This window comes from Salinibacter ruber DSM 13855, from assembly GCF_000013045.1.
In the GTDB taxonomy this organism is placed as follows: Bacteria; Bacteroidota; Rhodothermia; order Rhodothermales; family Salinibacteraceae; genus Salinibacter; species Salinibacter ruber.
Genome location: NC_007677.1, coordinates 2,155,266 through 2,168,966 on the forward strand (window position 1 = coordinate 2,155,266; position 13,701 = coordinate 2,168,966).

The 13,701-nt window shown below is 67.4% G+C and carries 13 protein-coding genes; 4 read left to right on the plus strand and 9 right to left on the minus strand.

The genetic code is table 11. The annotated features are described in order from the left end of the window. Positions 1-49: 49 nt before the first annotated feature. Both SRU_RS09210 and SRU_RS09215 read right to left on the minus strand, forming a co-directional pair. Entirely contained in the window at positions 50-1,078 is a 1,029-nt protein-coding gene (locus SRU_RS09210; protein ID WP_011404488.1) for an oxidoreductase, read from the minus strand. 75 nt (positions 1,079-1,153) lie between these two features. After that, on the minus strand, positions 1,154-2,134 hold the full coding sequence (locus tag SRU_RS09215; RefSeq protein ID WP_158442695.1) for an aspartate kinase: 981 nt from the start codon (positions 2,132-2,134) through the stop codon (positions 1,154-1,156). A gap of 180 nt (positions 2,135-2,314) precedes the next feature. Here SRU_RS09215 and SRU_RS09220 point away from each other — a divergent pair, with 180 nt between their 5' ends. Next, on the plus strand, positions 2,315-3,313 hold the full coding sequence (locus SRU_RS09220; RefSeq protein WP_231847082.1) for a nucleoside recognition domain-containing protein: 999 nt from the start codon (positions 2,315-2,317) through the stop codon (positions 3,311-3,313). A gap of 49 nt (positions 3,314-3,362) precedes the next feature. After that, positions 3,363-3,908 (plus strand): spore maturation protein, encoded by a 546-nt coding sequence (locus SRU_RS09225; RefSeq protein ID WP_011404491.1) that lies wholly within the window; start codon positions 3,363-3,365, stop codon positions 3,906-3,908. Between the two features lie 46 nt (positions 3,909-3,954). Here SRU_RS09225 and dacB read toward each other — a convergent pair whose 3' ends face one another. The 3 genes from dacB to SRU_RS09240 all read right to left on the minus strand — a co-directional run bounded on the left by dacB (position 3,955) and on the right by SRU_RS09240 (position 7,790). Continuing rightward, positions 3,955-5,508, minus strand: coding sequence for a D-alanyl-D-alanine carboxypeptidase/D-alanyl-D-alanine endopeptidase (gene dacB / locus SRU_RS09230; RefSeq protein WP_158442696.1), 1,554 nt, complete (start codon positions 5,506-5,508; stop codon positions 3,955-3,957). A 43-nt stretch (positions 5,509-5,551) separates the two neighbouring features. Further along, positions 5,552-7,069, minus strand: a complete 1,518-nt coding sequence (locus SRU_RS09235; protein ID WP_011404493.1) for a M20 family peptidase — start codon at positions 7,067-7,069, stop codon at positions 5,552-5,554. A 208-nt stretch (positions 7,070-7,277) separates the two neighbouring features. Next, positions 7,278-7,790, minus strand: a complete 513-nt coding sequence (locus SRU_RS09240) for a hypothetical protein (RefSeq protein ID WP_231847083.1) — start codon at positions 7,788-7,790, stop codon at positions 7,278-7,280. Positions 7,791-8,025: 235 nt separating this feature from the next. Between SRU_RS09240 and SRU_RS09245 the strand changes: the two genes are divergently transcribed. Together SRU_RS09245 and SRU_RS09250 are read left to right on the plus strand one after the other, a co-directional pair. Further along, complete coding sequence (locus SRU_RS09245) at positions 8,026-8,259, plus strand: hypothetical protein (RefSeq protein WP_011404495.1); 234 nt, start codon at positions 8,026-8,028, stop codon at positions 8,257-8,259. Positions 8,260-8,366: 107 nt separating this feature from the next. Next, positions 8,367-8,855, plus strand: a complete 489-nt coding sequence (locus SRU_RS09250; protein ID WP_013062202.1) for a hypothetical protein — start codon at positions 8,367-8,369, stop codon at positions 8,853-8,855. A 22-nt stretch (positions 8,856-8,877) separates the two neighbouring features. Here the strand turns inward: SRU_RS09250 and SRU_RS09255 are convergent, their stop codons facing one another. From SRU_RS09255 to SRU_RS09270, 4 genes are all read right to left on the minus strand, one after another. Further along, positions 8,878-9,099 (minus strand): hypothetical protein, encoded by a 222-nt coding sequence (locus tag SRU_RS09255; RefSeq protein WP_011404497.1) that lies wholly within the window; start codon positions 9,097-9,099, stop codon positions 8,878-8,880. A gap of 17 nt (positions 9,100-9,116) precedes the next feature. Further along, the gene (locus SRU_RS09260) at positions 9,117-10,505 is read right to left on the minus strand and encodes a deoxyribodipyrimidine photo-lyase (protein WP_011404498.1); all 1,389 of its coding nucleotides are present in this window, start codon (positions 10,503-10,505) and stop codon (positions 9,117-9,119) included. A gap of 109 nt (positions 10,506-10,614) precedes the next feature. Beyond that, the gene (locus SRU_RS09265; protein ID WP_011404499.1) at positions 10,615-11,967 is read right to left on the minus strand and encodes a dicarboxylate/amino acid:cation symporter; all 1,353 of its coding nucleotides are present in this window, start codon (positions 11,965-11,967) and stop codon (positions 10,615-10,617) included. A gap of 159 nt (positions 11,968-12,126) precedes the next feature. Beyond that, positions 12,127-13,614, minus strand: coding sequence for a DUF92 domain-containing protein (locus tag SRU_RS09270; RefSeq protein WP_011404500.1), 1,488 nt, complete (start codon positions 13,612-13,614; stop codon positions 12,127-12,129). Positions 13,615-13,701 lie beyond the last annotated feature (87 nt).

The window sequence follows — 13,701 nt, forward strand, 5'->3', positions numbered from 1 at the left end:
ACCGACCGGGGATTTGAACGTAGCGGCTCATGCGGGCGCCTCTCGTTTCTCAGGCCTCCGCCGCAGGACTCGTCGCGAAGGCGCGGGGTACGGGCAGGTCGGCCATGGTATGCAGCCCGGGCGGGGCGGCGGCGACCCGCGGGGCCATATTCACCAGCATACCCACCGTGGCGGTATCCCCAAAGATCCCCCCCTGGAACCGGAGGTTGATGGGCGGGTCCCCGTCCACCGTCACGGCGTCGTAGGACGCGTCCGCGCCGACATACATCTTGAGGTCGAGGCTCAGCCGCGACTCACCACCAACCTGCCCCACGGCAGTGTGGTGAATGCCCGCCACCTGCCCGGCCGCCACCTGCCGGACGCCCGTATCGACCGGCCCGTCGGCACGGACCGGCCGGAGCTTCTCTGTAATGTCCTCCACCGGCCACCCGAGTTCGTCCGCCACCAGTCGCAGGGACTCGCAGAGCCCGATGTGCCCGAAGCCTCCCCCCTCCTTCTTCTCGTCAAAGGCCTGCGGAGACAGCCCGGCCCCGACCTTCGCCTGGAGCGGCTCGCGCCGCTCCCCCGCGTCGACGACTCGCTCGACGTGCACGGCCCGCACGTCGGTACACCCCGCCGTCGCCATGAGGGGCACGGTGTCCATGGCGTAGCCGGGATTCACGCCGGTGCCCACCAGCGCGACCCCTTCCGCCCGCGCAACCTGATCGAGCCGATCGGCCGTGTCGGGCGACCGGTGGTGGGGGAACGAGAGCTCCTCGGTGGAGGAGACGACATGGGCGCCGGCCCGGGCGCACTGAACCAGTTGGTCGGTCACGCCCTCCAGAAAAGAGGTGGTGGTGTGGAGCACCACGTCGGGCGCAGTGTCGGCCAGGGCTGATTCGGCGTCGTCGGATACGTGAACGCCGGTGGACGAGGCCTCACCGTCGACCAGATCGGCAACGTCGCGCCCCGCCTTGTCCGGATCGATGTCCACCGCCCCGACGAGGGTCAGAGGCTCCTTTTCGAGCACCGTCCGGGCGACCGCCTGCCCGATGGGGCCGAGGCCGTACTGGAGAACACGAAGGGAATCGGTCGGCACGAGACGAATGGCAGTTTGGCAAAGGGAATGTACAGGGGGCACGCTCGATGCCCCACAGGACAGGGGCCCAGCGCCTTACGGCGCCGGCCAGAGCGCATCGGCGGTGCGTTCCGCCGGAACGATTGGGGTCCCCGGACACTCCGGTGCGACGATGGACCGCACCTGCATGGGAATGCCTGCGTCGGCGAGCGGGCGTAGCGTTTTGGGGTGCATCCCGAGCCCGCCCGACGCACTGCGTGCGAGGGCCTCCTCCATCGACAAGTGGTCGACCCGCTCGGCATCCTCGTTCGCGTCCGGATCGTCGGTGTAAATCCCATCGACGTCGGTGTACCGGGTAAGCCCCTGCGCCCCGAGCAGCTTTGCGAAGAGGGCCGCCGAGTAGTCGCTCCCCTCGAATCCGAGGGTCGTGGGCCTGCCGTCCTCCGTAGCCCCGATGAACCCGGCCACCACCGGCACGGCCGCCGGGTCCAGCGACCGGTACCAGGCACGCACCCGTTCGGACGTGTCGTCGTGCTGCACCTGGGCCGCCCCGAAGGTATCATCCGTCACGACCAGGTCGGTAGCGTCGCACCGCGGGGCGTGGAGGCCCGCGTCGCGGAGCGCAAGGGTGACCATCGGCACCGAGAGCTGCTCCCCCACGGCGAGCACCGCGTCCCGGGCCGCGGGGACATCTATGTCCTGCTCGACCCGTTCGAACGCACACCGGAGGGCTTCCAGCCGCTCGTCAAGGATCGCTTCGTAGGTGCGCTTCCGGTCGGCACACAACACCGCCTCCGCCTGCTCGGCGTGACGGGTCCGGAGCGTGTCGGTCAGGGTCTCCACCGCCGTCGCGCCGTCGGCCCGGGTCGATACCGCCTCAAGCGCACTCGCCAGCTGCCGCGACACCCCCGAGAGCGCCGACACGACGGCGACGACGCGCCCCTCGGCGGCTGCCTCCCGGATCAGTTGCACGACCGTCCGGAATCGGTCCGGCCGGCCCACCGACGTTCCCCCAAACTTGAACACCACGAGGGGCGATTCCGGGACGTCTGGCGGCGGGGACGACGAATCGGGCACAGATTCACGATGAGCTCCAGGCAACAAGACACCGCGCCCTGCAACCACCGATTTTCGGGCAGTGTTCCTGTGTTCTCGGCCGCACCTTGTCCCCACCCCGCCGCCTCGTTCATTTCTCTTCCGGCCGGCAGTCCGTATGATGAGAAGCGATTCGTGCCTGCCCCACGACGCCACGTGCCCATGCTCAACTATATCTGGAGTGGGCTCATTATTGGGAGCCTGCTGTTCGCCCTGACCGTCGACACCCAGGAGCTGGTCGAGAACCGGTTCCGGAACGAGACCGCCCTTCCGGTCGCGCTCGACTTCCCCGACGGCTACGCGCCGGACGCGCGTCGTCAGCCGGTCGAGATCCGGATCGACTCGGCCACGTACCGGGACGTGTACGGCGTGAATGCGGCGCCGGACCCGGTCTATGCCGGCACGCTCGTGCAGACCCAGGAGGGCCGAAAGGTTGAATTCGACCCGGACGCCGATCTTCCCGAGCCGCTCGCCACCATTCAGTCGTTCCACGCGACGGACGACAATCCAGCCCTCCGCGGCGCCCTCCAGGGAACGTCCCGGACGACCGCCGGGGTGGGCCGGACCGAGACGGCCCTTCAGTTCGAGCCGGTTCGCTTTCGCAAACTAAACGACATCGCGCAGGCGGCTCTCAACTTTGCGGAGACGGCCGCCTCCCTCGCCCTCAGCCTCATCGGCGTCCTCGGGCTCATGCTGGGCCTCGTAAAGATCGGCGAGGAGGCGGGGCTCATCGAATCCCTCACCGGCATCGTCCAGCCCATCCTGAGTCCCCTCTTCCCCAACGTGCCGGACGATCACCCGGCCCTCGCCAACATCAGCCTCAACCTACTGGCAAACGTGTTCGGGCTGGGCAACGCGGCGACCCCGCTGGGGATCAAGGCCATGGAGGACCTGCAGGAACTGAACCCGTCGGACGAGAAGGCGAGCGACGACATGGTGATGCTGCTGGCGCTCAACACCTCAAGCGTGCAGCTCGTCCCGCCCTCGCTCCTGGTGGCCATCATGGGCCTGCAGATCAACCAGCTCTTCTTCTCCATCACGCTGGCGACCCTCTGCTCGACCGTCGCCGGCATTCTCGGCACCCTAGCCCTCCACCGGCTTCCGTACTTCCGGGCGACGGCCCCGCACCGCACGGCCGACGCCGAGGACCCGGACGAGTAATTCTCGACTCGCCCTTCTGCCCCCCATACACGCACTCCCCTCTACCGCCATGCTTGAAACCATCCGCTCTGTCGTTGGCGTGCTGTCGGCCTTCGTGCTGCCGGCCCTGCTCGTCGGCTTTCCCCTGTACGGCCTCATCAAGGGCGTCCGGGTCTACGAGGTATTCGTCGAGGGCGCCAAGGAGGGCTTCGACGTCGCCGTGACCATCATTCCGTACCTGATCGCCATCCTCTTCGCCATCGGGATGTTTCGGGCCTCGGGCGCCATGGACTACCTGGTGAACGTGCTCGACCCCGTGCTGGGCGTCATCGGGGTGCCCGCCGAGGTCCTTCCAATGGGCATCGTGCGCCCCCTCACGGGCTCCGGCTCCGCGGGCCTCGTGGCCGACATGATCAACCAGTACGGCGAGGACTCCCTCGTGGTGAAGATGGCCGCGACCATGTTCGGCTCCACCGAGACCACCTTCTACGTCATTGCGGTCTACTTTGGCGCCGTCAACATCCGGGATACGCGCCACGCCGTCCCCGCCGGCCTCTTCGCCGATTTCGTCGGCTTCCTCGCGTCGGTGTACATGGTGCAGTTGCTGTTCGGATAGTGCAGGAATCCGGTCTGCGTCCCGCCCCAGAACGACTAGGGGGGTGTCACAGGGGCCGTTCGGCCAGCGCGTTCACGATGGCGTCCTGGGCGGCCCGCACGTCCTCCGCGTCGGCCAGGTGGTGATTGCAGAAGATCACGAAGGCGAGCGGCGTGCCGCGGGGGGTACGTACGTATCCACTGAGCGCACTGGCCCCGGTCAACGTGCCGGTTTTGGCGCGCACCTCGCCCCGGGCCGCGGCGCCTCGGGGGAACCGGTACTCAAGGGTGCCCTCCCGTCCCCCCATCGGCAGCGAGTCGTAGAACGCCGCACGGCGGTCGGACGGTGCCTCACTCCACATGTGCACGAGGAGCCGAGTCATGGCACGGGGCCGCACGTAGTTCTTGCGCGAGAGGCCCGAGCCGTCCACGACCCGCACCCGACTGGTGTCGATGCCCACCTCCGATAGCTCCGTGCGCACGGCCAGGGCACCCAGCGCCGCCGATCCCTCTGTGAGGTCGTCGGCAGTGGTGTCCGGCGGCCCCACCACTGCGAGCGTGCGGAGGAGCTGCTCGGCGTAAAGGTTCTGGCTCTCGTGGTTCATCGTCTGCACGACCTCCCGCAGCGGGGGCGACCGGTACGTCCCGACCCGCCGCACCGAGTCGGCCTCGTAGCGCGGCGTGAGGGGCGAATCGTCCACGTCCCGCCCCTGCCCCCCTACCGAAATGCCCTCCCGGAGCAGGACGGACCGCAGCGTGTGGGTGAAGTATTTCGTCGGCTCCGTGATGGTGAGGGTCTCCTCCTGGACCTCGTTCGGATGGATTCGGGAACGGACCGTGAAGGTGTTTTCCGAGAATGGGCGCTCGTAGTCCTCGTCGGACGTCGAGTCCCGGGGCACCGTTCGGCTCTGATTGCGGACCCGAACGAAATCGGTCTCGAAGGGCGACCAGGTAACGCGGCCGGGCGCCCCCACCTGACGGCCCCGCACCTCCAGGTCAATCGTGTTGCCGTTGAAGACGAGCCCGTTGATCTCCGCGGCGTACGCGTAGGGCACGTCGTTCCAGCTCCACCCGTCCCCGAGCGGCACGTCGCTGAACGGGTTGTCGTCCCCCAGAATGTCGCCTTCGATGCGCGTGATGCCGGCCGCCCGCAGCGAATCCGCCCAGTCCCGAAAGACCGCCGTGGGGTCGTCCCGCTGCGCGTAGCCGCCCAGCGTCGGGTCCCCACTCCCCCGCACGATCAGGTTCCCGCGCAGGACGCCGTTCCGCACCGGCCCGTCCACGTAAAGCCTCGTGTTGTACCGGTACGAGGGGCCCAACCGGCGGAGGGCGGCGGCCGCGGTCAGAAGCTTGGCGTTGGATGCGGGCGTGAACAGGTGGTCCGGATTGTGTTGAAACAGGCGCTCGCCCGTCTCCAGGTTGGTCACCTCAATGCCCCAGAGTGCGCCCGTGTACGGCGCGGCCTCGATCGTGTCGGTGACGACGGACCGGATGTACGCCCGGGTCGACTGCGGCTCGGTGGCCGGTTGGGCGACGGCCGTTTTCCCCGCCCCCACGACGAGCATCAAGAGCCCCGCAAGGAGCCCCATACGTCCCCCAAGCTGACGATCGAAGCGCGACATGGAGGTGGCGTTCATGGTTCAAGAGGAGATGGACCGGAGGCCGTCAGCCGTCCGGCTCGGCGCCGGACGTGTGCGCCACCGGGAGGCGATCAGCGTTGCGGATAAGCTGCGTGTAGAACTGGACGACCGTCCGGTAGTCGTCGACCGCAATGCGCTCGTTGGCCCCGTGGATGCGGCTCCGGTCGTCCGGGCCGAGCTGATACGGCACGAACCGGTACACGGCGTCACTGTCGTCGGCGTAGTAGCCGCTGTCCGTGCGCCCGGGGAGGAGGTAGGGGGCCACGACGACCGAGTCCGCCGTGACCTGCCCGATGGTTCGCTGCATCATCCGGAACGCCGGCGTGTCGATTTTCGAAACCGACGGAGGGGGGGTCGACCGGATCGGCTCCACCTGGACGGACAGCCCGTCCAGGACACGCCGGACGTGGGCCACGACCTCGTCGACCGACTGGCTCGGCAGAATCCGGAAGTTGACGACGGCCCGGGCCTCTGTCGGAATGACGTTGTCCTTCACCCCGGCGTCGAGGCGCGTCGGCACGGTCGTCGTCCGGATTGCGGCCCGGGTCGCCGGGCGGCGGTTCAGTACAGCTCGCAGGATTGGGGTGGTGAGCCACCGATTTGCCAGTATCGTCCGCATCGGAAGCGTCACCTCCGGCGCGAGGTAGTCGAACATGGTGCCCGCCACCCCCGTGAGGCGGGACGGCAGCGGGTTGGCCCGCAACCGGGTCAGCGCCTCGTTAAGCCCCTCGATGCTGGTCCGAGCCGGCGGCACGGACGAGTGCCCCCCCGGCCCGTCGGCCTTGAGCGCCACGCTCAAAAACCCTTTGCCCGCCACCCCTACGACTGCAAGGGGGTCCGTCAGGCCGGGGAGCGCGCCCCGCGTGATGGCGCCTCCTTCATCCACCACCAGTGCCGGGGAGACGTCTCCGGCCGTAATTCGCTCGGACAGGGCACGCCCGCCCCGCGTCCCGCCCACCTCTTCGTCGTGCCCCAGCGCCACGTGCACCGTCCGCCGCGGCGTTACGCCCCGATTCAGCAGGGCCTCGATGGCCTCCAGGATGCCGACGGCGCTCGCCTTGTCGTCCAGGGCCCCGCGCCCCCACACGTATCCGTCGGCGATCCGCCCCCCAAACGGCGGGTGCGTCCAGGCCGAGGCGTCTTCGATCGGCACCACGTCGACGTGCGCCATGAGTACAATCGGCGAGAGAGAGGGGGCGCTTCCCCTCCAGGTATAGAGGCGACTCAGCCCGTTGACGTGCGTCGTGTCGAGGGCGGTGTGGACGGTCGGGAAGGCCTGGGCCACGTGCCGATAGAAGTCTCGGAACGCCGCCGAGTCGAGCTTCGCAGGATCCCGCCGGGTAATGGTTCGGATCTTGAGGGCCTCGGCAAGCCGCCGGGGCGCATCGGCGGCGACCGCCGGGGCCACCGGCTCCGTCTCTGTCTGGCGCGACTCGACCTGGCTGGTCCGGACCGCGACGACGGCAAGCACAGCTCCGAGCGCCAGTCCGGTGCCGATCAGGAGATACGGTCCTGGAAGCCAGTCGGGGAGCATGCGGGGCATGTCGGAACGACGGAGTCACAGTGCCGACGTTCGCCACGACCCGCCCGGGCACAAGTTCCGAACAGGACGCCCCCGCGCTCAGATCTCTGCACTGCGGGGTTCTCTCCTCCGCATCCCGTTGCGCCGTCGGACACGCGGCCGTGCGCGGTCACGCCCCGCCCCCATCGTGTTCGGTCCGTTTGGGGGTCGCCTTTCCTCACCCCCGACGCTAGTTCAGACACAGCGACCCGTACCGGGTCACGTGGACGGGCATGAAGGGGGCGGGGGGCGGCGCGGTCCCGTCGGCTTCGGCGTCGGCCTCCGGGGCGGGATCGGGGGGCAGCGCCTCCCCACTCGGCTCAAAGAACGCCAGCGCCTCCGCAATCTCGTTCCCGTCCTCGCCAAATAGGGTTGCCCGGACGTGGTAGCGGGGCGGCTCCGCAAGCACCACCTCTGCGTTGGCCTGGACCGATCCCTGGTAATCGGGCTGACTGACACTCATGTTGAAGCGCTCCAATGAAAGTCGCCCCTCTTTCTCGACGGAGCCCGCTGCCAGGGACGCGACGTCAGCCAAGAGTTGCTGGTGGGGGACATGGGGGACCAAGGCGCGGTCCGTCTCTCCGTCAATCGCACCCACCACCTCGGCGTATCCGTAAGAGATGTCTACGGGGCCGGTGGCATGCTCCGAAGAGGCGGCCGAGTAGAGATGCTTCAGACGCTGGTAGTGCTGCTGGGCAACCATACCGGACTGTGGGTTGTGAGAGCAAACGGGGCGAAAATGTTCAAACATCTTCGGCGGCCGAGCAACGACCCGACGCACGCAGTGGTATTGCCTTCCAAAAGCAATGCCAGGCAGAGAACCCTGCCCGAATGGCAGGAGCCCGGCAAAGGGCCTGTGAACCGACTCGCGTTTCTTCGCCCACAGGCGCGTTCCTGAAAGCCTGTCACCTTTTCTCACCCCTCCTCCTTCCCTCGATATGCCTCTGACCCTAGAACAGCAACGTGCAGTAGCCAGTCACCTCAAGTCCCGGGCCCAGCCGCCACAATGCCCCATCTGCGGCGCCGCCAACATGACGGTGCAGGAAGAGGTGACCCTCCTCTCGACAGATGGGGACAGTTCTTCGACGGTCCCCCGCATCAATGTGGTGTGTAAGTACTGCGGGTACGTGCTACACTTTTCCCCCTCCGCGCTCGGCCTGTCCCTTCAGTAGATCGGATCAGGGGGGCAGGCGCGTAACGGTGCGGGGCAGTCTTCACCAAAGGGGGTGGCGACGCCCGCTACACGCTCATCCTCGTGCTCACAGCCTGTCTCCTTTCTATGAAGTGGCTCAAGTCGATTCTCGTCGGCGTCCTCGGAAGCCTCGTGATGTTTCTGCTCATGATGCTCGGCATTCACGGAACGGGCATCGCCCCCTTCAACCTTCCCCCGTCCGCTGCCTTCTTGGAGCAACTCGGGCTGAACACAGGCCCCCTCCCGCTTCTCGTTCACTTCGGCTACGGGGCCACCTGGTCCCTGGTGCTGGTGGGCCTGTACGGATCTGACGCAAACGTTCGACGAGGCATCTATCTCGCCACGGGCCTCTGGGCCTTCATGATGCTCGTCTATTCCCCGCTCATCGGGTGGGGCGTCTTCGGAATTGGGGGCTCGGGCCACACGCTCGCCGCGAGCGATCCCCTCCATCTCGGCTCGACGGCCAAGTACGTCGTCGCGACGCTCCTGCTTCACCTCGTTTACGGCTCCATTATCGGCGGCCTCAATCCGGCCTGGATCCAGTCCGAGAAGTCGTCGACACGCTCCACGGCGTAGACGCGGCCGAGCGGGACCGGTCTTAGCTTGCCGAGTCTCCGTCCTGGAGCTCCAGGTGAAGCGCAAGGGCCATCACGGTGCTCGTCACCCCCAGAAAAGCAGGGATGACCCCAAGGACGAGGTACCAGTCGCCCGTCAGGCCCCGATCAGGGCCCACCCAGAGGGAAATGATTGCCCACGCGTAGAAGAAGACCGCACTGGCGTAGGTGATCGGAAAGAGGGTTTCCTTCGTGTCGTTGGTCATGACGGTTGCAGCGGTGGCTACGCAGATTGCGCGACCGTCGCAAGACGGTCTACCTTCTCAACATAGGCGTCCGGATCGGCCTTCCGATCCAGGCCGCCCTGGCTCATGTACCGCACCTTTCCGTACACGGGCCGTTCCTTCCAGCCGCGGTCGTGAAGCCCGAATACCCACGCCACGTTGGCGAAGGAGTTGGGATCACGTCCGTCGAGGAAGTACCGGTTGTTGAGCCGAAGCGTGCGGTCGTAGGCCGTCTTCGGGTCGGGGGACCATTCCAAAATCTTCTTGCCCCAGTACATGCGCATGTAGTTGTGCATGTAGCCGGTCTCCCGCATTTCTTTCATTGCCGCGTTCCAGTACGGGTCGTGGGTGGTCCCTCCTTCCAGCTCGTCCAGGCTGTAGACGTACTCACGCTCGTCGTCGGCGTGTTCGGCCAGGCTTTCGCGGGCCCACTCCGGCAGGCACGTGTACGAGTCGTAGGTGTCGGGCCGGAAGTGGACGTGGTTCATCGTCAGCTCGCGCCGAACCACGAGCTCTTCGATGTAGGATTCGATGTCCGACTCCGGGCCCTCGGCCCGGCGCACCTGCTGGGCCAGCCACACGGGCGAGATTTGCCCGTAGTGGAGGTACTTGCTCATGTGCGAGACCGCGTGGGAGTGGATTTGGTTGCGGTTCTCGTCGTACCCGTCCAGATGCTCCGCGAGGAAATCGTCCAGGATGGCCTCGGCCTCGGAAACGCCGCCCGGATACAGATCGGAAACCGCCCCCACGCCCCGGTCGAGATCCATCTGGTCCGTGACGGCCGCGATGTCGTCGAGCGAGCGTCCTGAATCGATGTCCAGGTCGAGGGAGGGGGTCTCCACGGGCACCGGCTCCGGCAGCTGTAGACACCGCTCCAGGTGCTCGTGGATCTTCGGCCGGATGGTCCGGGCGGCGTACTCCGCCTTGTCGGTGACCGTCTCGACCGGCACCACCACGTCGCCCTCCACCTGCTCCACCCGACAGGGGGCCTCCTCCGCCACGCGGGCCCGCCACTGCTTTTGGTGACGGAGATACCCGCGGTCGGTAACCAGGACCGCGGCCGCCCCGGCGTGCGCGAGCGCCACGTCGTCCGGCGCCCCTTCACGCACGACCAGTTTGAGCCCGCGGTCGGCGAGGCGTTGTTTTGTTTCTTGGAGGCCCTCCAGCAGAAAGGTGTGGTGCCGAAGGGTCGCCTCCGGAAAATCGTCCGTGACGCCGCACACAACCAGCAGGGGCAGGCCCGTCTCGCTGGCATGGTGGAGGGCCCGTTCCAGGGCGGGATTGTGCTGGGCCCGCTGCGACTGCTCCATCCAGTACAGAACGTACCGGGCGCCCTCCTGAACACCCTTGTCGTTTAGCGGCTGGATGCGGTCAGGAAGAAGGCTCATGTACGGGAGGGGTGGTGATCAACTTGTGCATGGGCATGCAACGGGACGGGCGACGGCCGTTTCCTGGACGTGCGCCCCGCCCCCCGAACGTGACCCGATTGTTTCGTCCCTACCTCGCCGTTTCCTCGCGGACGCCGCCCTGCACGTCGGTCGTCGCAACGCTCACGCCGTTGGTAGGGAAGTTGAGCTGGTTTTCCGTGGCCGCCACGACGGACGCGACCATGGTATCGCCCGTGACGTTGTTGGTGGTTCGAAGCATGTCGAGCGGACGGTCGACGCCGAGAATGAGAGCAAGGCCGGCACTCGGCACCCCGATCGACTCCAGAATCACAACGAGCATCACGATGCCCGCACTCGGCACCGCCGCGGTTCCGATGGAGGCCAGCACCGCGATCAGGACGATGTTGAGCTGCTGGGTGAAGGCCAGGCTGATGCCGAGCACCTGTGCGATGAAGACCGCCGAGACGGCCTGGTAGAGGGCCGTCCCGTCCATGTTGACCGTGGCCCCCAGGGGCAGCACGAACGAGGAGACCTGCTCCGACACGCCGAGGTTCTTCTCCGACACCTCCATCGTCACCGGCAGCGTGCCCCCGCTCGACGACGTGGAAAAGGCGACCAGCTGTGCCGGGGCGATGGCCCGGAAGTAGTCCGCGATTGAGATGGACGTAAAGAGCCGCATAAAGATGGGGTAGACCACAAACACCATGATCGCGAGCCCGATCACCACCGTCAGGCAGTAAAACCCGAGGGCACCGAGGAGGCTGGCAAGGTCCGCGGGACTCTCGGCGGCAATCGAGGTAATCGCATCGGCCAGAAGCCCAAACACCCCCACCGGCGCCGTGAGCATGATGATCTCCACCGCCTTGATGATCGCCTCGAATAAGCTGTCGAAAACCGCCAGCAAGGGCTCCGACTTCTCACCGGGAAGCAGGAGGAGCACGACCCCGAGGAACAGGGCCACGAAGACGACCTGGAGCATATTTCCGTTGTCCGAGGCCGACTCGAAGAAGTTCGACGGCACGATGTCGACCAGCGGTTGCAGGGGGCCACGCCCTTCCGCCTGTTCGGCCACTTCCATGTTCTGCTCAATGTCGCCCTGATACTTCTGCTCCAGTTGTGTGCGCATCTCCTGCGGCACGGTTCGGCCCGGCTGAAGGGTATTGACCAGGACGAGCCCAATCACGAGCGCGATGGTGGTGGTCAAGATGTAAATCCCCAGCGTCTTTCCCCCAATCCGCGACAGCTGTTCGAGGTCGCCGAGCGACGCCACCCCCACAATCAACGACGCCAAAATAAGCGGCACCGCAATGAGTTGGAGGAGGTTCAGGAAAATCGTCCCGAACGGCGCGACCCAGTCGCTGGTGAATTGGCCCCATCCGGCGGACGCGGCGACGACCCCGTAGACGAGGCCGAGCACAAGCCCGATGATAATTTGCCAGTGAAGCTTCTTGTACCAGGGCATAAGCACACTCTACTTGACGCGGAGGAGACAGAAAGGGCGCTCTGCTTTTCTTGACACGCCTAAACTAAAGGCACATCGTCCTCCTCTACAACCCCGCCGGCTCGGGAGGAGTGCAGGTGCCTGCGTTCGAAACGGCCCCCACTCCCGGCCGCAACGCGGCTACCCCACCAGCAGGACGCCTGCGAGCGCGATTCCGCCCCCTACGGTCGTGCCCACAAAATTGACGGCATTGTTTCCCATTGGCGCCCATCCCCGCACGGGCGCGGCCCCTTGGGCCGGCGGTGTTTCCCTCCACTCCCCCGAATCGGCCCGGTACTGCGCCTGGAGGAAGGCCCCCACGAGGCTGTCGGCGGCCATGCCCAGCAGCCCCGCCCCCACGAGCAGGGCAACGTCCCCCCGCACGTCCCCCGTCACAGGGCCGTTCGTGAGCACCGCCGCCCCCGCCACGCTCGCCGCGCCGAGCATCGCCGCGACTGTTCCCGTGACCGACACCGCCCCGGAGGTGCCGGCGGCGACTCGCCGCCCGGTGCGCAGCGACCACGGGGCCGTGGAGAAACGCGTGCCCACTTCCGTCGCCCACGTATCCGCCGCGGCCGCCGCCAGGGCCCCGACGAAGACGGCGTAGCCGCCCGCGAGCACCGCCCCCCCGGACGGCACGACCGCCGATCTGGCCAGCGCCGCCCACGCCACCCCTCCGTTCGCCAGAACCTGGGCCTCCGTTCGCCGGGGGGCGCCGGCCGCGGCTGCCGCGTGGCGGTCGTCCTGCACGTAGGTCAGTGCGCTCGACAACCCGAAGAAAACCACCCCCGGAACGACCCAGGCCGTCCCGCCGAGCCCCACCAGCGACGCGGCAAACAGCCCCCCGACGGCGGCCCCTCGCAGGTCCAGCGCATCCGCCCCGTGGGCGAGCCCCCCGAACAAGATGCCCACGAGGAGCGCCCCGCCGAGAGCGCCGATGCGGAGGGTCTCCTCCTGCAACGGCACCCACACGAGAACCAGCGCGACCGGCACGAAAAAGTTGTCCCAGCCCCGTGCACTGACCGCCTCCACGGGCGTCGCGACCAGGGCCGCTCCGGTCGCCGCCCCAACCACCGCCCCCAGGCCCCACGAGGTGCCGCCACCGAGCACGAGCACCGACAGCCCAAAGGCGACGCCCGCAAACGTGAGGCTGCCCCGCACAGTGGCGTTCAGGGGAGCAGTCCCCGACCTCGTCGACCGTTCGCCCACCCACGACGCCGCCGGGTCCGCCAGGGCGAGCACGAGGTACGCCCCCTGGAACGCAAACAGACGGTCCGGAGCGATGGACCACGTCATGCCCAGCGCCGCAATCACGGACACCGGCAGCGCAACCGTGCCCCAGCTCCCCGGCCGGGCCGCATGAATGCCGGGCCACCAGTGCCGAGCCCGGGCGGTCGCGTTCGCCACCGTGAAGACGCCCGCCAGCAGATAGACCGGCAGCGGCCGCCCGAACAGAACAGGAGTGGCGGCCACGAACAGACCGACGCCCGTGTGGACGAGGCGGCGTGTGGTGGAGGCTCGGAGGCCCCAGGCACGGAGGCTCTCACCGAGCCCGACAAGCCCCCCGAGTCCGACCAATGCCCCTAGAACCATCAGGCTCTCCGTTCCAGAAAGGGGAAGACCAGGCATTCGAACAGAGGATTCGCTGTTGGACAACGACACCGCCCCAAAACAAAACCGCCCCGGCACGCTTGGCGGCGCGACCGGGGCGGAAAG

What these genes read in the sequence shown, in the direction of transcription:
- dacB (WP_158442696.1), bottom strand. Translation starts at nt 5,508, where the DNA reads ATGTCGCGCTTCGATCGTCAGCTTGGGGGACGTATGGGGCTCCTTGCG.
- SRU_RS09265 (WP_011404499.1), bottom strand. Translation starts at nt 11,967, where the DNA reads ATGCCCTGGTACAAGAAGCTTCACTGGCAAATTATCATCGGGCTTGTG.
- SRU_RS09235 (WP_011404493.1), bottom strand. Translation starts at nt 7,069, where the DNA reads ATGCCCCGCATGCTCCCCGACTGGCTTCCAGGACCGTATCTCCTGATC.
- SRU_RS09220 (WP_231847082.1), top strand. Translation starts at nt 2,315, where the DNA reads ATGCTCAACTATATCTGGAGTGGGCTCATTATTGGGAGCCTGCTGTTC.
- SRU_RS09255 (WP_011404497.1), bottom strand. Translation starts at nt 9,099, where the DNA reads ATGACCAACGACACGAAGGAAACCCTCTTTCCGATCACCTACGCCAGT.
- SRU_RS09250 (WP_013062202.1), top strand. Translation starts at nt 8,367, where the DNA reads ATGAAGTGGCTCAAGTCGATTCTCGTCGGCGTCCTCGGAAGCCTCGTG.
- SRU_RS09240 (WP_231847083.1), bottom strand. Translation starts at nt 7,790, where the DNA reads ATGGTTGCCCAGCAGCACTACCAGCGTCTGAAGCATCTCTACTCGGCC.
- SRU_RS09245 (WP_011404495.1), top strand. Translation starts at nt 8,026, where the DNA reads ATGCCTCTGACCCTAGAACAGCAACGTGCAGTAGCCAGTCACCTCAAG.
- SRU_RS09270 (WP_011404500.1), bottom strand. Translation starts at nt 13,614, where the DNA reads ATGCCTGGTCTTCCCCTTTCTGGAACGGAGAGCCTGATGGTTCTAGGG.
- SRU_RS09225 (WP_011404491.1), top strand. Translation starts at nt 3,363, where the DNA reads ATGCTTGAAACCATCCGCTCTGTCGTTGGCGTGCTGTCGGCCTTCGTG.
- SRU_RS09260 (WP_011404498.1), bottom strand. Translation starts at nt 10,505, where the DNA reads ATGAGCCTTCTTCCTGACCGCATCCAGCCGCTAAACGACAAGGGTGTT.